At 65.0% G+C, this 19,994-nt stretch carries 18 protein-coding genes; 15 read left to right on the top strand and 3 right to left on the bottom strand.

What is annotated here, in order from left to right; genetic code table 11:
* Positions 1-8: 8 nt before the first annotated feature.
* Positions 9-1,442 carry a transcriptional regulator PpsR gene (gene ppsR, locus FKM97_RS22535; protein ID WP_144294705.1) on the bottom strand — a complete coding sequence of 478 codons (1,434 nt, stop codon included), beginning with the start codon at positions 1,440-1,442 and terminating at the stop codon, positions 9-11.
* 23 nt (positions 1,443-1,465) lie between these two features.
* Complete coding sequence (locus FKM97_RS22530) at positions 1,466-2,311, bottom strand: cobalamin B12-binding domain-containing protein (protein WP_170241077.1); 846 nt, start codon at positions 2,309-2,311, stop codon at positions 1,466-1,468.
* A 355-nt stretch (positions 2,312-2,666) separates the two neighbouring features.
* Between FKM97_RS22530 and bchF the strand changes: the two genes are divergently transcribed.
* The 15 genes from bchF to FKM97_RS22455 all read left to right on the top strand — a co-directional run bounded on the left by bchF (position 2,667) and on the right by FKM97_RS22455 (position 18,849).
* The gene (gene bchF / locus FKM97_RS22525; protein ID WP_144294703.1) at positions 2,667-3,185 is read left to right on the top strand and encodes a 2-vinyl bacteriochlorophyllide hydratase; all 519 of its coding nucleotides are present in this window, start codon (positions 2,667-2,669) and stop codon (positions 3,183-3,185) included.
* Positions 3,182-4,465, top strand: a complete 1,284-nt coding sequence (locus FKM97_RS22520) for a ferredoxin:protochlorophyllide reductase (ATP-dependent) subunit N (protein ID WP_144294702.1) — start codon at positions 3,182-3,184, stop codon at positions 4,463-4,465. The genes bchF and FKM97_RS22520 overlap by 4 nt, the downstream gene beginning before the upstream one ends.
* Positions 4,465-6,024 carry a ferredoxin:protochlorophyllide reductase (ATP-dependent) subunit B gene (gene bchB, locus FKM97_RS22515; RefSeq protein ID WP_144294701.1) on the top strand — a complete coding sequence of 520 codons (1,560 nt, stop codon included), beginning with the start codon at positions 4,465-4,467 and terminating at the stop codon, positions 6,022-6,024. Before FKM97_RS22520 ends, bchB begins: the two co-directional genes overlap by 1 nt.
* Complete coding sequence (locus FKM97_RS22510) at positions 5,999-9,754, top strand: magnesium chelatase subunit H (protein ID WP_144294700.1); 3,756 nt, start codon at positions 5,999-6,001, stop codon at positions 9,752-9,754. The genes bchB and FKM97_RS22510 overlap by 26 nt, the downstream gene beginning before the upstream one ends.
* The gene (bchL, locus tag FKM97_RS22505) at positions 9,751-10,668 is read left to right on the top strand and encodes a ferredoxin:protochlorophyllide reductase (ATP-dependent) iron-sulfur ATP-binding protein (protein ID WP_144294699.1); all 918 of its coding nucleotides are present in this window, start codon (positions 9,751-9,753) and stop codon (positions 10,666-10,668) included. The genes FKM97_RS22510 and bchL overlap by 4 nt, the downstream gene beginning before the upstream one ends.
* On the top strand, positions 10,668-11,369 hold the full coding sequence (bchM, locus tag FKM97_RS22500; protein ID WP_144294698.1) for a magnesium protoporphyrin IX methyltransferase: 702 nt from the start codon (positions 10,668-10,670) through the stop codon (positions 11,367-11,369). Before bchL ends, bchM begins: the two co-directional genes overlap by 1 nt.
* Positions 11,366-12,802, top strand: a complete 1,437-nt coding sequence (locus FKM97_RS22495) for a BCD family MFS transporter (protein ID WP_144294697.1) — start codon at positions 11,366-11,368, stop codon at positions 12,800-12,802. Before bchM ends, FKM97_RS22495 begins: the two co-directional genes overlap by 4 nt.
* 20 nt (positions 12,803-12,822) lie before the next feature.
* A complete protein-coding gene (puhA, locus tag FKM97_RS22490; RefSeq protein ID WP_144294696.1) occupies positions 12,823-13,587 on the top strand; it encodes a photosynthetic reaction center subunit H in 765 nt (254 codons plus the stop codon).
* On the top strand, positions 13,587-14,261 hold the full coding sequence (gene puhB / locus FKM97_RS22485; RefSeq protein WP_144294695.1) for a photosynthetic complex putative assembly protein PuhB: 675 nt from the start codon (positions 13,587-13,589) through the stop codon (positions 14,259-14,261). Before puhA ends, puhB begins: the two co-directional genes overlap by 1 nt.
* Positions 14,262-14,274: 13 nt before the next feature.
* Positions 14,275-14,730: a photosynthetic complex assembly protein PuhC gene (puhC, locus tag FKM97_RS22480; protein ID WP_144294694.1), complete on the top strand. Its 456-nt coding sequence runs from the start codon at positions 14,275-14,277 to the stop codon at positions 14,728-14,730.
* A complete protein-coding gene (locus FKM97_RS22475) occupies positions 14,727-15,032 on the top strand; it encodes a hypothetical protein (protein WP_246105221.1) in 306 nt (101 codons plus the stop codon). Before puhC ends, FKM97_RS22475 begins: the two co-directional genes overlap by 4 nt.
* A complete protein-coding gene (gene acsF / locus FKM97_RS22470; RefSeq protein ID WP_144294693.1) occupies positions 15,029-16,096 on the top strand; it encodes a magnesium-protoporphyrin IX monomethyl ester (oxidative) cyclase in 1,068 nt (355 codons plus the stop codon). The genes FKM97_RS22475 and acsF overlap by 4 nt, the downstream gene beginning before the upstream one ends.
* Positions 16,097-16,116: 20 nt before the next feature.
* Positions 16,117-16,959 (top strand): putative photosynthetic complex assembly protein PuhE, encoded by an 843-nt coding sequence (gene puhE / locus FKM97_RS22465; protein WP_144294692.1) that lies wholly within the window; start codon positions 16,117-16,119, stop codon positions 16,957-16,959.
* A gap of 80 nt (positions 16,960-17,039) precedes the next feature.
* Complete coding sequence (hemA, locus tag FKM97_RS22460; protein WP_144294691.1) at positions 17,040-18,254, top strand: 5-aminolevulinate synthase; 1,215 nt, start codon at positions 17,040-17,042, stop codon at positions 18,252-18,254.
* 19 nt (positions 18,255-18,273) lie between these two features.
* Positions 18,274-18,849, top strand: coding sequence for an isopentenyl-diphosphate Delta-isomerase (locus FKM97_RS22455; protein ID WP_246105220.1), 576 nt, complete (start codon positions 18,274-18,276; stop codon positions 18,847-18,849).
* 217 nt (positions 18,850-19,066) lie between these two features.
* Here the strand turns inward: FKM97_RS22455 and pufM are convergent, their stop codons facing one another.
* Complete coding sequence (gene pufM / locus FKM97_RS22450; RefSeq protein WP_144294690.1) at positions 19,067-19,990, bottom strand: photosynthetic reaction center subunit M; 924 nt, start codon at positions 19,988-19,990, stop codon at positions 19,067-19,069.
* Positions 19,991-19,994: the final 4 nt, after the last annotated feature.

The following is a 19,994-nucleotide window of genomic DNA, read 5'->3' as shown; positions in this document are numbered from 1 at the left end:
CTGTGAACTTACTCGCCGGCATCGTCCATTTGCAGGATGCCATATCGTTTGAGCTTGTTGTACAGGCTCTGGCGGCTCAGGCCGAGCATGTCGGCGGCGGAGGCCCGATTGTCGTCGGTCAGGCTGAGCGCAGTCTCGATACAGAGCTTTTCGATGATCTCCGCAGTGTCCCGGACCAGGTCCTTCAGGGGCACCCGGCCCACCAGGTCGGTGAGCTTCGTCGATCCCCCCGGCTCGCCCCCCAGTTCCGGCGGCTGGGTGCTCTGCGGCGGCATCTCCCGGATCACCAGCCCGAAGACGACGCCGTCCCGGCCCGCCACGCGCACCGCGGAGATCTCAACGGATTCCGTGCCGCCCCCCTCGTTGCGGATGACCGATGAAAATCGGCGCACCGCGCCATGCTCGCGCAGATTGGCCATGAGGACCTGCAGGTCGACGCTCGATCCGCCCAGCCATTTGTCCAAGCCCCGGTCCTCGATCAGATCCAGCGTCACCACCCGGATCAGGTCGAGAAAGGCCGGGTTCGCCTCGATGATGATGCCGCTCGAATCGATGATCACCACGCCCAGCGGCAGGTTCTCGACGACCTCGGCAATATTCGCCTTGGAGGCGGCCCCCTCCGCCGGGATGCCCTCGTCGGTGGTGAGCGACACCAGGAGATTGGTCCGTCCCGTCTCCCGGAACGGGGTCACGGTGACCACCATCGAGTCGGTCTCGGAGGCGGGATACGCGTGGAACACCTCGGAACTGGACCGGCCGGTCATCGCCGACAATCTCTCCACCGCCAGCGTCTGGTCGCCTTTGGCGAAGACGAAGGCGGCGGGCAGCCCGAGCAGCTTCTTGATGGGCTTGTTCAGGAGCCGGGCGAGCCCCTCATTGGCGTCGAGGATCTTCAGTGTCTGCGCATCCACCACGAACAGCGGCTCGGCGGCGATGTGGAACAGGATCCGATAGCGCTGCTCGATGTCCCGCAGCTTCCGGTAATCCTTCTCCATGTCGATCTGCGCGCGCACCAGTCGCTGCTGCATCTGCGCCATGACGCGCAGGTCCGTCCCCAGCGCGATTCGATAGGGAGACTCGAAGAACGACACGACGAGGTAACCCACGGGAAGGTCGTGCCGGCCTTTCGCGGGATGGTTGACCTGCCGCGACCGGGTCAGCGACCGGACCTCCGCCTCCAGCAGCAGATTGTCGATTTTGTCCCGGCTCTCAGTGGTGACGGTTTCGCTCCAGGAGCGTCCGACCCACTCCTCGAGGTCCCAGGCCTTCAGGCTCCGGTCGCGATACGCGATGTCGAGGACCAGTCCGTCGGGCGACAGCACGACGGCGACATCCGAAGTGGCGGTCGTGATTCTGGCAAACGCATCGGCGTCGAGCCCGGAGAAGAGCTCCCCCGGGTTTTGCAATGTGCGAGCCGCCTCAACGGAAGTGAGTTTTTCCATAGGCCTCTGTTGACACCCTCATGCTATTCGGCCGCCATCGATGGGAAGTCGATGCGGGCCCGTGCGCTCACGATCCGGCGCGCGGTCTTCACCGCCGAGATCGCATCCGCCGCGACCAGATCGAAGCCGGCATCGATGGCCGATTGTGGGCTTCCGATGACCCAGCTTCCCCCCGCCATGAGCACGACCGACTTGTTGCGCGAAGTGCATCGGAGCCTGCCGACGATGGAGGAGATGTCGGGCGCCACCCGGTCCGTGCTGATCGAGAGCCCGATCACCCGGTACTCATTCGCCGCGGCGAGGCTGAACATGGCCGCCTCTTCCTCGCATCCGCAGCAATCCACATCCCAACCAGCCCGTCGAAAGGCGTCATCGACCACGGAGAGCCCGAACATGTGCTGTTCGCCCGGGGCCGGCGCCAGCAGGGCGCAGCGCACGGGCTCGATATCGGCGGCAGGCGGGTGCAGCGACGTCAGCCGCCGGAACACCCTCTGCATTCGGTACATCGCCGCCGTGATCTTCAGGAAATCCCTCTCGTCGTTGCGCCAGGCGTGATCGATGATCTGCGCGGTGGGCTCGAAGAGCACCTCGACCACCCTCTGCGGGTCTCCGACCTCGTCCATGGCCGAATCGACGATGCACTCGCACTCCTCGACCTCACCTTCGAACAGCGCCTCCACGAACCGGTCGACTCGGTGGCGCTCCGCCGCGGTCCTGGTCTGGGCAAGCAGCCGCTTTCGCACAAAGCTCTCGGCCACCCAGAGGTCGGTGATGTCGGGAAGCACGCCGGAGACGATGGCTTCGGTCACCTTGGGGGGCGGTTTGCTGCCGTGCAGCGCCTGCTCCGCTTGATCGAATCGCTGCGCCATCTCCGGCCCGCCGGAGCCGGAATATGGATGATCTGACTGTTCCGAAAAGCAGCTGCGGCCGTGTCCCATGATTGGCGATCCCGCGCGTTTTGCCAGAACGGAGATGCCGCGATCTTGCCTGTCGCGCCCCCTCTTGCCGTGCTCCCTCGAGCCTGTGGCAAGCGGTGCATCCCCACACCCGGCCCCATCCCTAGCGAAAAAACCGTACTCGCGGACGGGCGCCGTTTCCAGCGGGAAATGTAACCGTCAACAAAAAATCTGTAAAATATTTTTTACGTAACTCCAGATTGACACTCCGAATTGATGGCGTACAGTTGGTCCGGCAATCAGCGGACTGTCACGTTAAGGGGTATCGATGAAATCCGGTGAGCGAGCCAATGATGGCGGCCCGAAGCCTCTCTATACCAGAGACCAGCGGATTCGCCGCGATGCGTCTCACTGGACCCTGGTCCAGGGCATCCTGGCGCCGCTTCAGTTCCTCGTCTTCCTGGTCAGTCTGGCTCTGATCTTCCGCTACCTCTGGACCGGCGACGGTCTGTGGCTCGCGAACCTCTCGATCATCGTCAAGACCCTGGTCCTCTATACCATCATGATCACCGGTTCGATCTGGGAGAAGGACGTCTTCGGCAAGTGGCTGTTCGCTGAGCCCTTCTACTGGGAAGACATGGTCAGCATGCTGGTGCTCGCCCTGCACACGGCCTATCTGATCTGCCTTCTGGAGGGACTGCTCGACCATCGGTCGCTCATGGTTTTGGCCCTCGCCGCCTATGTCACTTACGTGATCAACGCGGGGCAATTCATCCTGAAGCTTCGCGCCGCCCGCCTTGGCAGGACCGAGTTTTCGGGAGCCCGGCCTCTGGGCAGCGGCCGATGAACGCGCCCGTGTCTCTGCCGCCCTTGGGCAGCGCCGCCAAGCCGCTCCGCGAGCGCGGTCAGCATGAGGTCTTTTGCGGCCTGACATCCATCATGTGGCTGCACCGCAAGATGCAGGACGCCTTCTTCCTGGTGGTCGGCTCGCGCACCTGCGCCCATCTCATGCAGTCGGCGGCCGGCGTCATGATCTTTGCTGAGCCCCGCTTCGCCACCGCCATCATCGACGAGCGCGATCTGGCGGGGCTGGCCGACATCCATGAAGAGCTCGACAAGGTCGTCGACAAGCTCCTGGCGCGTCGCCCGGAGATTCGTCTGCTGGTTCTCGTCGGCTCCTGCCCCTCGGAGGTCATCAAGCTCGATTTGGCGAAGGCCGCCGACCGGCTGGGCGGCATTCATGGTCCCGCCGTGCGCTTCCTGCATTACTCGGGCAGTGGCATCGAGACCACCTTCACCCAGGGCGAGGACAATTTCCTTGCCGCGCTGGTCCATGAGCTTCCAAGCGAACCGGCCGGGGCGGCGAAATCCCTGATCGTCGCCGGTGCGCTTGCAGACGTCGTCGAGGATCAGTTTCGCCGGATCTTCGATGCGCTCGGCATCGGGCCTGTGACGTTTCTCCCGCCGCGCAATTCGGCGGCCCTCCCCCATATCGGCCCGCAGACGCGCCTGCTCCTGGCGCAGCCCTTTCTCGGCGAGGCCACCAAGGCGATGGAGAGGCGGGGCGCCAGGCATCTTGCCGCCCCCTTCCCGCTCGGCGAGGAAGGCACGACGGCGTGGCTCCTCGCGGCTGCGACAGAGTTCGGCGTCGATCCCGAGCGGTTCGCCGCTATCACCGGACCCGGCCGGACGCGGGCGCGGATGGCGGTCGAGAAGCACCGCTCCGTCCTTGATGGCAAACGGATCTTCTTCTTTCCCGACAGCCAGCTGGAGCCATCCATGGCGCGGTTCCTCTATCGCGAGGCCGGCTGCGAGATCCTCGAGATCGGCACGCCCTTCCTCCACCGCCATCATGTGGCGGACGAATTCGCGCTCCTCCCCCCCGATGTCTTCGTCAGCGAGGGCCAGGACGTCGACCGGCAGCTCGATCGCTGCCGCGCCGCCAGGCCCGATCTCGTCGTCTGCGGCATGGGATTGGCAAATCCGCTGGAGGCCGAGGGCATGGCGACCAAATGGTCGATCGAGCTCGTGTTCACGCCCGTCCAGGGCTACGAGCAGGCGGGCGACCTCGCCGAGCTTTTTGTCCGCCCCTTTGCGCGCCGCGAGAAACTGAGGGTGAGGGTCTGATGCAGCTCACCGTCTGGACCTACGAAGGACCGCCCCATGTCGGAGCCATGCGCATCGCGGCCTCCATGCGCGGCGTGCATTATGTCCTGCATGCGCCCCAGGGCGATACCTATGCCGATCTGCTCTTCACCATGATCGAGCGGCGCGACACGCGCCCTCCCGTGACCTACACCACCTTCCAGGCCCGCGACCTTGGATCCGATACCGCCGAGATCTTCAAGACCGCATGCCGCGAGGCCGTCGAGCGGTTCCGGCCCGATGCGGTCCTCGTTGGCGCCTCCTGCACCGCCGAGCTGATTCAGGACAATCCGGGTGGCCTCGCCAAGGCGCTCGATCTCGACATTCCGGTGATCCCGCTCGAACTTCCCTCCTATCAGAAGAAGGAGAACTGGGGCGCCTCCGAGACCTTCTACCGCCTCGTGCGCACCTTCGCGCCAGCGCCCGCCGCACGTGCTGAGACGCGGGCCCCCGGCCGCATCTGCAATATCCTCGGCCCCACCGCGCTGGGCTTTCGCCACCGCGACGACATCGTCGAGATCACCCGCCTGGTCGAGAGCTTAGGGATCGCCGTGAACGTGGTGGCCCCGCTGGGGGCCGACATCGCCGATCTGGCGCTGCTGCCGGAGGCGGCCTTCAATATCGTCCTCTATCCGGAGATCGCCGGCGTCGCTGCGGACTGGCTTGCCCGCAACCACGGCCAGCCCTCGGTGACCATCACTCCCATCGGCGTCGGCGCCACGGAAACCTTCATCGCCGCTGTCGCCACCCACGCGGGACTGGCGCCCCAAGACCGACCCGGAGCCGGCTCTCGGCTGCCCTGGTATTCGCGCTCCATCGATTCGACCTACCTCACCGGCAAGCGGGTCTTCATCTTCGGCGACGCGACCCACGCCATCGCCGCCGCCCGCATCGCCGCCAAGGAGCTCGGCTTCACGGTGTGCGGTCTCGGGACTTACTCGCGCGAATTCGCCCGGGAGCTCCGCAGCGCCGCTGCAGAATGCGGCGTCGAGCCCCTGATCACCGACGACCATCTCGAGGTCGAGGAGGCGATCATCGCCGCCCAGCCCGAGCTGGTGCTCGGAACCCAGATGGAACGGCACGTGGCCAAGCGCCTGCGCATTCCCTGCGCGGTGATTTCCTCGCCCGTCCATGTCCAGGATTTCCCGGCTCGCTACTCGCCCCAGATGGGCTACGAGGGCACTAACGTGATCTTCGACAGCTGGGTCCATCCCCTCATGATGGGCCTCGAGGAACATCTGCTTGGCATGTTCCGCGATGATTTCGAGTTCAACGATGGTGCGGCCCCCTCCCATCTCGCGCCGGTCTCGCCGCCGGTCGAGCGGGAGCCCGTCCTGCAGCAGGCCACGACGCTCCCTGCCTCCCCGAGCGTGACGATCGAGCCCCCCTGGGCCGATGAGGCCGAGCGCGAATTGAAGAAGATCCCGTTCTTTGTCCGCGGCAAGGCGCGGCGCAACACCGAGAAATACGCACTTGAGCAAGGGCTCAGCATCATCACCGTCGAGGATCTGTACGATGCCAAGGCTCACTACAGCCGCTGACGCGACACCGATTCGCGTGATCATCGTGACGATGGACACCCATCTCGCGAGTGCGACTCAGCGGGCGCGCGCCACGCTCATGCGTGAGCTGCCGGGGCTGTCCATCACCCTTCACGCGGCCACCGAATGGGCCGGCGACGAAGCCAAGCTTGCCGCCTGCCGGCGCGACATAGCCAGCGCCGACATCATTATCTGCGCCATGCTGTTCCTGGAGAGCCATTTCACCGAGATCATGCCGGACCTCGCGGCCCGCGCGCCCCATTGCGACGCCATCGTCAGCATCCTGTCCGACTCCGTGGTGATGAAGCTGACCCGGATCGGCCGCTTCCGCATGGATTCCCCTCAGGGCGGGGCATTGTCCTTCCTCAAGCGGCTCAAGGGCAGCGGCAAGGATCGCAAGGCCAGCGCCGGCGCGCGCCAGATGAAGATGCTGAAGCGGCTGCCCAGCATCCTGCGTTTCATCCCCGGCACGGCCCAGGACGTGCGGGCGTATTTCCTGACCCTCCAATATTGGCTGGCCGGATCGGACGAGAACATCGCCAACATGATCCGTGCGCTGATCGACCGCTTCGCCGACGGCGAGCGCAAGGGTCTGCGTGGTGTCCTCAAAGTCGCCGCTCCCGTCGCCTACCCCGAGATCGGCGTCTATCATCCGCGCATGAAGGGCCGCATCTCCGACCGCGCCGACGCCCTCCCCCGCGACGGCCGCAAGGGCACGGTGGGCATTCTCGGCCTGCGCTCCTACATGCTGGCCGGAAACGCCGCCCATTATGATGGCGTGATTTCGACGCTCGAGGCCCGCGGCCTGAACGTGGTCCCCGCCTTCTCCTGCGGCCTCGATGCCCGTCCTGCCATTGAGAAGTTCTTCCTCAAGGATGGCCGCCCCACCGTCGACGCCCTGGTCTCGCTCACCGGCTTCTCCCTGGTCGGCGGACCCGCTTACAATGACGCCCGCGGCGCCGAGGAGATCCTGGCCAGCCTCGACGTGCCCTACATCGCCGGCCATCCCGCCGAGTTGCAGACGCTGGAGCAGTGGGGGGCCTCCGATCGCGGCCTGCTGCCGGTGGAATCCACCATCATGGTCGCCATCCCGGAACTCGACGGCGCCACCGGACCGATCCTGTTCGGCGGCCGCTCCGATCATGCCGGCAAGCCCTGCACCGGGTGCCACCGTGGCTGTACCTTCTCGGCCGGACAGAACGACCGCGACATGCATGCCTGTGTCGAGCGCGCCGAGATGCTGGCCTCCCGCGTCGAGAAGCTCGTGCGCCTGCGCACCACAGAGCGCGCCAAGCGCAAAGTCGCCATCGTGCTGTTCAACTTTCCTCCGAATGCCGGGAACACGGGGACGGCGGCCTATCTTTCGGTCTTCGCCTCCCTTCATGCGACCCTCGTCGCGATGCAAAGCGAGGGCTACGACGTCGAGGTTCCCGCCACCGTCCACGACCTGCGCCAGGCCCTGATCGACGGCAATCGCGAGCGCTTCGGCACCCATGCCAATGTGCATGCGCGCATCTCGGCCGAAACCCATATGCGCCGCGAGCGCTGGCTCTACGAGATCGAGGCGCAGTGGGGGCCCGCCCCCGGCCGGCAGCAGAGCGACGGCACCTCGATCTTCGTCCTCGGCGCCCAGTTCGGGAACGTCTTCGTCGGCATCCAGCCCGCCTTCGGCTATGAAGGCGATCCCATGCGCCTTCTGTTTGAGAAGGGCTTCGCGCCGACCCACGCCTTCTCCGCCTTCTACCGCTATATCAGCGAAGATTTCGGCGCCGAGGCGGTGCTGCATTTCGGCACTCATGGATCCCTCGAATTCATGCCCGGAAAGCAATCCGGCCTGTCGGCCCGGGATTGGCCCGATCGGCTCATCGGCGACCTTCCGAACCTGTATCTCTACGCCGCGAACAATCCGTCCGAGGGCGCCATCGCCAAGCGACGGTCGGCCGCGACCCTCATCAGCTATCTCACCCCGCCCATTGCCCATGCCGGCCTTTACCGCGGCCTCCTCGATCTGAAGGCCACCATCGCCCGCTGGCGCGAACTGGCTCCCGATGCAGCCTCCGAACGGGCCGAGATCGCCACCCTTATCCAGGCCCAGGCCGCCTCCGTCGATCTGACCCCGGCCGAACCGGCCTGGAGCGAGGCCATCGACGCGCGCATCCAGGCGCTCGGCCGCGAGATCCTGGAGCTCGAATACACCCTGATCCCCCATGGTCTTCATGTGGTCGGCACCCCGCCCTCGCGGCAGGAGCGGATCGACATGCTGCTGGCAGTCGCCGAGGCCAGCCACGGGACACGGCTCGATCGCGGCGTCGCCGAGGCCATTGTCGACGGCGCGACGCCCCAAGCCGCCATGGCCGCGGCCGGACTGACGCCCGACCCCGCCATGATCGAAGCGTTGCACACGCTCTCCGAGGCCGACCGCCTCATGGCCGACGACCACGAGATTGCAGCCATCCTGCGGGCCCTGGACGGCCGTTTCATCCGCCCGGCTCCCGGCGGCGATGTCCTGCGCACCCCGGCGATCCTGCCGACCGGGCGCAATCTGCACGGCTTCGACCCGTTCCGCATTCCCAGCGCCTTCGCCATGGCCGATGGCGCCCGCCAGGCCCAGCGGATCCTTGAGCGGCATATGGCCGATGGCGCCCCCCTGCCCGAGACCGTCGCCATCGTGTTGTGGGGCACCGACAATTTGAAGAACGAGGGCGGTCCCATCGCCCAGGCTCTGGCGCTGATCGGCGCCCAGCCCCGCTTCGACAGCTATGGCCGCATCGCCGGCGCGACCTTGACTTCCCTCGAGGTCCTTGGCCGTCCCCGCATCGACGTGGTCGCGACCCTGTCGGGCATCTTCCGGGACCTGCTTCCCCTTCAGGTCAAGCTCCTGGCCGAGGCGACCTACATGGCCGCGGCGGCCGACGAGCCGGTCGACCGCAATTTCATCCGCAAGCACGTCTTGAAGCATCAGGCCGACACTGGCTGCGACCTGGAGACGGCCGCCCTCAGGGTCTTCGGCAATGCCGAGGGCGCCTATGGCTCCAATGTGAACCACCTGATCGAGAACAGCGGCTGGGACGATGAGGACGAGCTTGCCGAGACCTATGCGCGCCGCAAGAGCTTCGCCTATGGCCGCAAGGGCTTGGCCGAGCAGCAGACTGCGCTGCTTCACTCCGTGCTCGCCGGCGTCGACCTCGCCTATCAGAACCTCGACTCCGTCGAGCTCGGCGTGACCACCATAGACCATTATTTCGACACGCTGGGCGGCATCAGCCGCGCCGTGCGCCGCGCCAAGGGCGGCACGGCGGCCCCCGTCTATATCGGCGACCAGACCCGCGGCGAGGGCGTCGTCAGGTCGCTCTCCGAACAGGTGGCGATCGAGACCCGGACCCGGATGCTCAATCCGAAATGGTATGAGGGCATGCTGAGCCACGGCTATGAGGGCGTGCGCCAGATCGAGGAGCATGTCCGCAACACCATGGGCTGGTCGGCCACGACCGGCGAGGTGGCCCCCTGGGTCTATCAGCAGCTCACCCAGACATTCGTCCTCGATCCCGCCATGCGCGAGCGGCTGTCGGCCTTGAACCCGACGGCCTCCGCCAAGATGGCCAACCGGCTGATCGAAGCGCATGAGCGCCAGTATTGGACCCCGGATCCGGAAATGCTCGACGCCCTGCGCCTCGCCGGGGAAGAGCTCGAAGACCGCGTCGAAGGCATCGGTATGGAGGTCGCAGCATGAACATCTTCACCCACCCCAGAGTCGCCCGCGACGAGGCCCTCCGGGCCAAGAAGCTGGATGGCGAGGGCAGCGTCCAGGTCCTCCTCGACCCCGCGGTGGAGATCGGCACCGCGAAGGTCTTCGCCGTCTATGGCAAGGGCGGCATCGGCAAGTCGACCACCTCCTCCAACCTCTCGGTCGCTTTCTCGAAGCTGGGCAAGCGCGTCCTGCAGATCGGCTGCGATCCCAAGCATGATTCGACCTTCACCCTGACCAAGTCCCTGATCCCCACGGTCATCGACATCCTCGAGGGCGTCGACTTTCACACCGAGGAGCTGCGCGCCGAGGATTTCGTCTTCGAGGGCTATAACGGCGTGCGCTGCGTCGAGGCCGGCGGGCCTCCTGCGGGCACCGGCTGCGGTGGCTATGTTGTCGGCCAGACAGTCAAGCTGCTGAAGGAGCATCATCTGCTGGAAGACACCGACGTGGTGATCTTCGACGTGCTCGGCGACGTCGTCTGCGGCGGCTTCGCCTCACCCCTTCAGCATGCCGAGCGTGCCGTGATCGTGGCAGCCAACGACTTCGACTCGATCTTCGCCATGAACCGCATCGTCGCCGCGATCCAGGCCAAGGCCAAGAACTACAATGTCCGCCTCGGCGGCGTGATCGCCAACCGCAGCCGCGAGACCGATCAGATCGACCGCTACAACGCGGCGATCGGCCTGAAGCGGCTCGCCCATATCCGCGATCTCGATGCGGTCCGCCGCAGCCGGCTGAAGAAATCGACATTATTCGAGATGGAGCGCTCGCCCGAGGTGATCGAGGTCATCGCCGAATACATGCAGCTCGCCGAGACCCTCTGGGCGGGGACCGATGAACTTCTCGCCAAGCCCATGAAGGACCGCGAGATTTTTGATTTTCTGGGGTTCGACTGATGCTCGATGCCAGCTACGATCGGCGCCGCGGGGAGATCCAGACCTATTTCGACCGGACCGCGGTCGAGGCTTGGAAGCGCTTTGCGACCGAGGCTCCCTTGGGCCGCATTCGGGCCACCGTGCGTGAGGGCCGCGCCATGATGCGCGCGTCCATGTTGCGCTCTCTGCCCCTCGATCTCTCCGCCTGGCGTGTGCTGGATGCCGGCTGCGGCACCGGTGCCATGGCCCTCGAACTGTCTCGCCGCGGAGCCGATGTGGTCGGCATCGATCTCGCGCCCGAGATCATCCGCTTTGCCCGGGAGACCCTGCCGGCGGATCATGGCCCGGGCCGCATCGAGTTTCACTCCGGCGACATGCTGAGCCCCTCGCTGGGCACATTCGACGCCGTGGTGGCCATGGACTCCCTCATCCATTACCAGGAGGCCGATGCAGCCGCGGCCGTGGCCGCCCTGGCGGCGCGCACGAAACGGCTGATCGTCTTCACCTTCGCCCCCCGCACCCCCGCTCTGGCCACCATGCACGCCATGGGCAGGTTGTTTCCCCGGGCCGATCGCGCGCCCTCCATCGTGCCTGTCCGTCCCGAGGACATGGCGCGCCGGATTGCCGCCATGCCCGAACTGTCGGCCTGGCGCACCGGGCGGACAGAACGCGTCAATCACGGCTTTTACAAGTCCCAGATGATGGAGGTCGCCAGGTCATGATGATCGGCGGCAAGCGACTGGCCAGAGCCTGGATCAAGGTCGGGACCCGCTTCCTGCCCTTCGCCGATGCCGCGAGCGACGGCCTGCCTCTGGGCCGGTTGATCCGCCTCTCGCTGTTCCAGGTCTCCGTCGGCATGGCCATGGTCCTGCTGACCGGCACCTTGAACCGCGTGATGATTGTCGAGCTGGGCGTTCCGGCCTCTGTTGTCGCCTTCATGGTGGCGCTGCCCATCGTCTTTGCGCCCATCCGCGCCCTCATCGGTCACCGCTCCGACACCTATCGCTCCTTCCTCGGATGGCGTCGCGTGCCCTTCATCTGGATGGGCACCATGCTGCAGTTCGGCGGCTTCGCCATCATGCCCTTCGCGCTCCTGGTCCTGACCGGCCAGGGCGAGGCATCGACGCCCTATGCCGGCGAAATCGGCGCCGCCCTGGCTTTCCTCCTGGTCGGTGCCGGTGTGCACATCACGCAGACGGCGGGCCTCGCCCTCGCCTGCGATCTGGCACCGGAGGAGACCCGCCCCCGCGTCGTCGCCATGCTCTATGTCATGCTGCTCGTCGGCATGCTGGTCTCGGCCCTGCTCTTCTCCGCTTTGCTGGCCGATTTCAGCCATCTCAGGCTGATCCAGGTGGTCCAGGGCGCCGCCACCATCACGGTGGTCCTGAACATGATCGCGCTGTGGAAACAGGAGGGCCGCAATCCTTCCCGCACCGATCCCAACCGGGAGCGCGCTTCCTTCCGCGGCGCCTGGTCCGTCTTTGCCGCCTCGTCGCGGGCCAAGCGCCTGCTCGTCACCGTAGCACTGGGAACGGCCGCCTTCTCCATGCAGGACGTCCTGCTCGAGCCCTATGGCGGCCAGGTTCTCAATTTGGGCGTGGGCGCCACAACCATGCTGACCGCCCTCCTGGCGGGTGGTACCATCGCCGGCCTGGCACTGGCGGCCCGGGCACTGAGCGCGGGCTTCGATCCCTGTCGGCTGGCGGCCTTCGGGGCGCTGGCCGGACTGCCGGCCTTCGCCTGCGTCATCCTCTCCGCCCCCCTGGACTCCGTCGCGATCTTTCGCGCCGGCACGGTGATGATCGGCTTTGGCGGCGGCCTGTTCGGCGTCGGCATGCTCACCGCCGCCATGGATCTCGCACGCAAGAGCGACAGCGGCATCGCCTTGGGAGCCTGGGGCGCGGTGCAGGCGACAGCCATGGGGCTCGCCGTCGCGGCCGGTGGCGCCATCCGCGATCTGGTCCAGGCCATGGCTGACCGCAACGTCCTGGGCCCCGCCTTTGCGGATCGCAGCGCGTCCTACGGCGTGGTCTATCACATTGAAATCGTTTTGCTGTTTGCAACACTGGTCGCTGTCGGGCCGCTCGTTCGCTATGCGCAGGCGGAGCCGTCCGACGGCAATAGACAATTCGGTTTGGCAGAGTTTCCGGGCTGAACCGTACTAGGGAGGCGGAGATGGAGAACGGCGAAATCACGAGCTACCTCGATGTGGCGCAAGTGACGCTTTACGTGTTCTGGGCGTTCTTTTTCGGCCTGGTCTTCTGGCTGCGAAAGGAGGACCGGCGCGAGGGCTATCCGCTGGAGTCGGACCCCACCGGCAGGGTCAAGGACCGCGGCTTCCTGCTGCTCCCGAAGCCGAAGACGTTTCTCACCCGCGATGGCCGCTCGGTGACGGCACCGAACTTCCGTCGGGATGAACGGCCCGTTGCGGCCCGCCGCGCCGGCAATTGGCCGGGCGCTCCTCTCGTCCCCACCGGCAATGCCATGGTGGATGGTGTCGGACCCGCGGCCTGGGCCGAACGCGCCGACCGGCCCGACCAGACATGGGACGGCAAGAACAAGATCGTGCCGACCCGCATTGATCCTCATTATGTCGTGGCAACCGGTGATCCCGATCCCCGGGGCCTCAAGGTCTTCGGCGCCGATCACAAGCCTGCCGGGACGGTCACGGATCTCTGGATCGACCGCGCCGAGCACGTGATCCGTTACCTCGAGGTCGAGCCCCTCGACGGAGGTCCGACCCTGCTCCTGCCCATGAACCTGTCCAAGATCGATTACCTCCGCGTCTCGGTCAAATCGATCCTGTCGTCCCAGTTTGCCCAGGTGCCGCGCCTCGCATCTCCCGACTCCGTGACCTTCTTGGAGGAGGACAAGATCTGCGCCTATTTCGCCGGCGGCCATCTCTATGCAACGCCTATGCGGTCGGAGCCGCTCGTGTGATGGAAAATCATGATGACTTCGCCTTCGAGCCCCTTCCGGGACTGCCCGAAAAGCTTCCCGAGGGCGAAAGAATGCTCTGGCAAGGCTCGCCGGATTGGTTCGCCCTGGCCGTGTCGGTCTTTCATATCCGCAAGATCGCCGCATATTTCGGCATTATCCTGATCTGGCAATGCGCCCGGGAGTGGAATGACGGCGCGACCGTTGCGGGCCTTCTCGCGACCTCCGGCATCCTCGCCGGGATCGGCGCGGCCGCCATCGGCATCCTGTGTCTGCTGGCCTTTTTCTACGCCCGCGGCACGATCTATACCCTGACCACCAAGCGCGTCGTCATGCGCTCCGGCTTGGCCCTGCCGGTGACTTTGAACCTGCCGCTGGCGCTCATCGATTCGGCCTCCCTGGCCAGGCAGGGTGGTGACATCGGCACCGTCGCCATGCAGGTCACGAAGCCCAATCGGATCGCCTATCTCGTGGTCTGGCCGAATGTGCGCCCATGGACGCTGACCAACCCGCAGCCCGCCTTGCGCTGTATCAGGCAGGCCGAAACCGTGGCCTCTCTGGTCACCTCCGCTTTGGAGGCCGACGCCGGTGGCGCTCGCCTGCGGACACCCCTCCGCACCGGGCTGACCGGTCAGGCCGGTCCTGATAACGCGCCGGCCGGCGCTGTCGCGGCCTAGGGGAGTGACCGACATGAGCGACAGCCCGAAAAACAGGGACCCCCAGCGAAAGGCGATCATGGCCTGTGGAGGTCTCATCGTCATCGCCATCGGCCTCGTCCTGTTCGGCCGCCAGGGACCGCGCGAGCTGGTGATCGATCCGGCCGCTGTGACCCGCCAGGTCGAGCTTCACTTCACGGATCTCTCCGACGGAACCGTGATCGCGTCCGATGCCCTGACCGGTGCCGAGATCGAGCGTCTCGGCCCGGGCGTCGGCGGATTCATCCGGGTGACCATGCGGAGTTTCGCCAGCGCCCGGAAGCAGCGCGGCATGACCGCCGAGGAGCCCTTCACCCTTCTGCGCCTGAAGGATGGCGACCTCATTCTGACCGACAGGCTGACTGGACGCCGCATGCTGCTGAATGCCTTCGGTCCATCCAACGAACGCGTTTTCGCAGAGCTGCTCGACCATGGGAGGATGACGCAATGATGCAGGGCCTGAGACTGGCAAAGACCGTGCTGCAGGTGCCGTGCACGATCGAGATCGAGAACACCTGGGAGAGCCTTCACGCCCACGTCCAGCTGGAGGGTGACGTCACCGTCGAGCCCGGCGACGAGGTCCACGTCCAGGGTGGCGAGATCGTCGTGCCCTATGGCGAGCGCTGCATCCTCCACCGGGTGGCGACGGTCACCAAGGCGAGCTCGCCCGAGCGCCTTTGGGTCAAGATGACGGGCGATTTGGAATTCATGGAACTTCTGGAGTTCAGCTTCTCCTCGGGAGAAAAGCTATGACCATCGAGAAAATGTCACTGAGGGCGACCGACACGGACGGCATGGCCCGCGAAAGCACGCTTCTGTCACCACGCTTCTACACCACCGATTTCGCCGCTCTCGACCGCATGGACGTCTCCAGCGTGCGTACGGAATGGGACGCGCTGCTGGCCGAGATGGAGAGCGACCCGAACAAGGGCCACTTCAAGCGCAACGAGAACTGGGATCATATCGACTTCGACGCTCTCCCGGAGGGTCTCCGCAACGAGTTCACCGACTTCATGGTCTCCTCCCTGACGGCCGAATTCTCCGGCTGCGTGCTCTACAAGGAGATGAAGAAGCGCGGGACCAATCCGGAGATCGTCCGGCTGTTCTCCTATATGAGCCGCGACGAGGCCCGCCATGCCGGCTTCATCAACGACGCCCTCAAGGAGTTCGGGATCGGCGTCAATCTGAGCTTCCTGACGAAGGCCAAGAAATACACCTACTTCCGGCCGAAATTCATCTTCTACGCGACCTACCTCTCCGAGAAGATCGGCTATGCCCGCTACATCACCATCTTCCGCCATTTGGAGCGGCACCCGGAAAACCGCTTCCATCCGATTTTCAAGTGGTTCCAGGAATGGTGCAATGACGAGTTTCGTCATGGCGAGGCCTTCGCTCTGCTGATGCGGGCGAACCCCGAATATTTGCAGGGTTTGAACAAGCTCTGGGTGCGCTTCTTCCTGCTTGCGGTCTATGCCACCATGTATGTCCGCGACCATGCCCGCCCGGAGTTCCACAAGGCGCTCGGCATCGACCCCACCGACTACGACTACCGGGTCTTTCATCTCACCAACGAAATCTCCCGCCAGGTCTTTCCCTTGGTCCTCGACATCGACAATCCGAAGTTCCGCAGGGGCCTGGAGAAGCTGCGCGTGATCAATGAGAAGGCCGCTGCCATTGCCAAGGACACCGGCCTCATCGCTCGCGCCAGGCGCTTGGCCCTGGGAGCCTCGGCATTCAGGATCTTCGCCGGCCTGTTCATCCTTCCCGCCAAGGGAAACCAGTTGCCCGTAACGAGCCGGATGGAGCCGGTCTGGTAGCAAGGGGGGGGACCCAGTCGATGACCGCCTACCTCTGCCCCATCCTGTTCGCGCTGTTTGTCTGGTGGTTCTCGACCGGTGCCATCATCTATCTCGATGGGCTGCCCACCAGGACGTTCAAATGGAGCATGATGGGCGCGACGGCGCTGTTCGCCGCGGCGCTCTACGGGCTTTGGGTGAGCGCGGATGACACCACGGTCAACGGCGCCTACATCGCCTTTGCCTCGGCGCTCCTCGCCTGGGGCTGGCATGAGATCAGCTTCTACATGGGCTATGTGACGGGTCCCCGCAAACATGCCTGCCGGGACGGCTGCAAGGGATGGGCCCATTTCGGCCATGCCCTCATGGCCAGCCTGTGGCACGAGCTGGCCATCATCGTCTCTTTTGTCGTCATCCTGGCGCTCACCCAGGGCGGCGCAAACCAGATCGGCGTCTGGACTTTCGTGATCCTGTGGTGGATGCACGAAAGCGCGCGGCTGAATGTCTTCCTCGGCGTTCGCAACCTGAATGCTCAGTTTCTCCCCGAGCATCTTGCCTATCTGAAGAGCTTCCTGAACAATAAGCCCATGAATCTGCTCTTCCCATTCTCCGTTTCGATTTCCACGGTGATCTGTTCGGTGCTCGCCACCGAGGCGGTCCTCGCGGAAACGGCCTTCGAAACGGCAGGCTTTACGTTTTTGGCCACCATGATGGCGCTGGCGATCCTCGAGCACTGGTTCCTCGTTCTGCCGATTCCGGCGGAGACCATGTGGAACTGGAGCATGAAGTCGCGGGAGACGACGCCCAAGCACGACCCGATGCGGGCGGGCCATTCTGACATGCCCGCTCTGAAGACCGTTCCACCGCGGCGATTACCAGTTTGAGATCTATGCATTGAACACCGCCGCTCAACAGGGCAAACGTGAACCAGCCGCTTTGCCGGTTGTCCAGGGAGTTGAAAAAAATGGATTTCGAAGCTTTCTTCTCCAGCCGGTTGGACGGCCTTCACAAGGAAGGACGCTACCGCGTATTCGCCGAGCTGGAGCGTCAGGCCGGGTCGTTTCCGCGCGCCAGGCGTCATCTGGGCGGATCCACGAGTGATGTCACGGTCTGGTGCTCGAACGATTATCTCGGCATGGGACAGCACCCGAAAGTCATCGCGGCCATGCACGAAGCGCTCGATCGCTGCGGCGCCGGCGCCGGCGGCACCCGTAACATTTCCGGCACCACCCACGACCATGTCCTCCTGGAACGCGAGCTGGCCGACCTTCATCGCAAGGAGGCCGCGTTGCTGTTCACCTCGGGCTATGTCTCCAACTGGGCGGCTCTGTCGACCCTTGGCGCGAATATCCCCGGCTGCGTGATCTTCTCCGACGAGGGCAACCACGCCTCCATGATCGAAGGCATCCGCCATTCTCGCGCCGAGAAGCGGCTCTGGAAGCACAATGATCCGGCCGATCTGGACCGGATCCTCTCCGAATACGACGCCGACGTCCCCAAGCTGGTCGCCTTCGAATCGGTCTATTCCATGGATGGCGACATCGCGCCCATCAAGGCGATCTGCGACGTCGCCGACAAGCACGGCGCCATGACCTATCTCGACGAGGTTCACGCGGTCGGCCTCTATGGCCCGCGCGGCGGCGGCATCGCCGAGCGTGACGGCGTCATGGACCGCCTGACCCTCATCGAGGGAACCCTGGGCAAGGCATTCGGCGTGGTCGGCGGTTATATCGCGGGCTCTGCCGCCATGTGCGACTTCATCCGCAGCTTCGCCTCGGGCTTCATCTTTACCACGGCGCTGCCGCCCGCCGTGGCCGCCGGCGCCCGGGCCTCCATCATGCATCTCAAGCAGAGCGGCCTGGAGCGCGCCCGCCACCAGGAGCGCGTCAGGAAAGTACGCTCCCGGCTCGACGGCCTGGGGATCCCGACAATGCCGAACCCGAGCCACATCGTGCCCGTCATGGTCTGCGATGCGGTCAAGTGCAAATGGATCAGCGATCTGCTGCTCGACAATTACGGCATCTATGTGCAGCCGATCAATTATCCGACTGTGCCGCGGAAGACCGAGCGGCTCCGCATCACGCCGTCTCCGTTGCATACGGATGCCGACATCGATCACCTCATCGGAGCCTTGTCCGATCTTTGGTCGCAATGCGCGATTGCCCGCGCTGTCGCTTGACCCGGAAGGGGGCCCTTCGATGACCGTCATGATCCGGAGCGCTGAACCACGCCGATCCGCGACCGGCGACGAAGCCGTGATCCCCGCGATCGCCGAGGACGGGACCTTGTTTCCCATCGGCAAGCTCGACGCCCATCGCGTGGGCCAGAAGCACCTTGCAGTCTCCGTCTTCGTCTTCGCCGGCGATCGGCTGCTGATCCAGCGCCGCGCGCTCGGCAAGTACCATTGCGGCGGCTTATGGGCCAACACCTGCTGCACGCATCCCCACTGGGGCGAAAGCCCGTCGGACTGTGCGCCGCGTCGCCTGCTGGAGGAGGTGGGCCTGAGCCTTCCCTTGCAATCGCGCTCAGTCGTGGAATATCGCGCCGACGTGGGCAACGGGCTCATCGAGCACGAGCGGGTCCACGTCTTCCGCGGCGACGTCGATGTCCCCTTCGATGTGTCGTCCTATAATTGCGATGAAGTCCAGGAGGTGGCCTGGGTCACCCAGGAGGCTTTGCGCTCCGAGGTGGCAGCCGCCCCTGAACGCTTCACTCCCTGGCTGAAGATCTATCTCGGCCGCTGGAGCGAGCTCGCCTTGCAGGACGCAGCCTAACCCGTCCCGTCCTCCGCCGAACCCCCGATATCCCTGCCGTTGTGAGACCGCCCCGGTGTCGTTCCGCCGGGCCGCATTCACGCGTCTTCCGTGCCGCCTGCGGACTCCTCGGATCGAGGAAGTGCGACGCCATGGCCACAAAAAAGGCCCGGCTCATTGGGACGAAGAGCCGGGCAAGTTCGCGCTTTGCTCTGGCTGAACAAGGCGCTTGCAGATCTCACATCGGTGCGAGGCCGTGCTTCTGTCCCCATTCGAACCAGTTGTCGACCACGGTCCCGCTCAGCAGGATGCCGATGCCCCCGGTGAGCGGGCACAGGATTGCAAACCACCACGCCCAGCGATGGATCGATTCCATCGTGGCGTTGAAGCCCATGGTCCATCTCCAGAACAGCGCGGCCCGTTCGGCCGCGGTGCCCCTGTCGACGATCTGTTCGATTTCCCGCTCCCCGCCCAGTCGGCTCACCGCCAGGATCGTCGCTCCATGCATGGCGAACAGCACAGCCGATCCGTAGAGGAAGGCGATGGAGAGCATGTGGAACGGGTTGTAGAAGAGATTGCCGTGGTTCAGCGAGAAATTGTTGGTCCAGTCGAGATGCGGAAAGATGCCGAACGGCACCCCTTCGCTCCACGACCCCATCAGCAGCGGCCGGATGAACCCGAGCACCAGATAGAGCCAGATGGCGGATGCGAAGGCCCAGGGCACATGCGTCCCCATCCCCAGGGCGCGTGCCCGCCGATACATCCGCGCCCACCAGAGCAGGATCGACGTTGTCAGGAAGAAGCCGGCCATCAGCCACCAGCCCCCCTCCTTGAGCGGCGGGATGATTTTCAGCCCGTGCTCAGGAAGCGGTGGATCCAGCGACAGCCAGAAGAAGGTGCGCAGGAACTCCTGCGGGCTCCAATTGACCTTCGCCAGCATGTTGAGGCCGATGATCTCGATGGCGACGAAGCCGCACATCAGCGAGGCGACCCCCAGCGTGCCGAGATAGAGCGGCCCGATCTGCGCATCGCCGATCTTACCCATCCAATAGGAGAAGGCGGGCTTGCCCTGACGCTGCCAGATGCCCGGCTCCATCGGCACGCCCATATCGGCCGCACCCCGGATTTGAACGCGTGTGAAGATGTTTTGATATTCTGCCATGTGA

It is taken from the genome of Rhodoligotrophos appendicifer, assembly GCF_007474605.1.
In the GTDB taxonomy this organism is placed as follows: domain Bacteria; phylum Pseudomonadota; class Alphaproteobacteria; order Rhizobiales; family Im1; genus Rhodoligotrophos; species Rhodoligotrophos appendicifer.
This window is presented reverse-complemented; position numbering and strand designations above follow the sequence as displayed.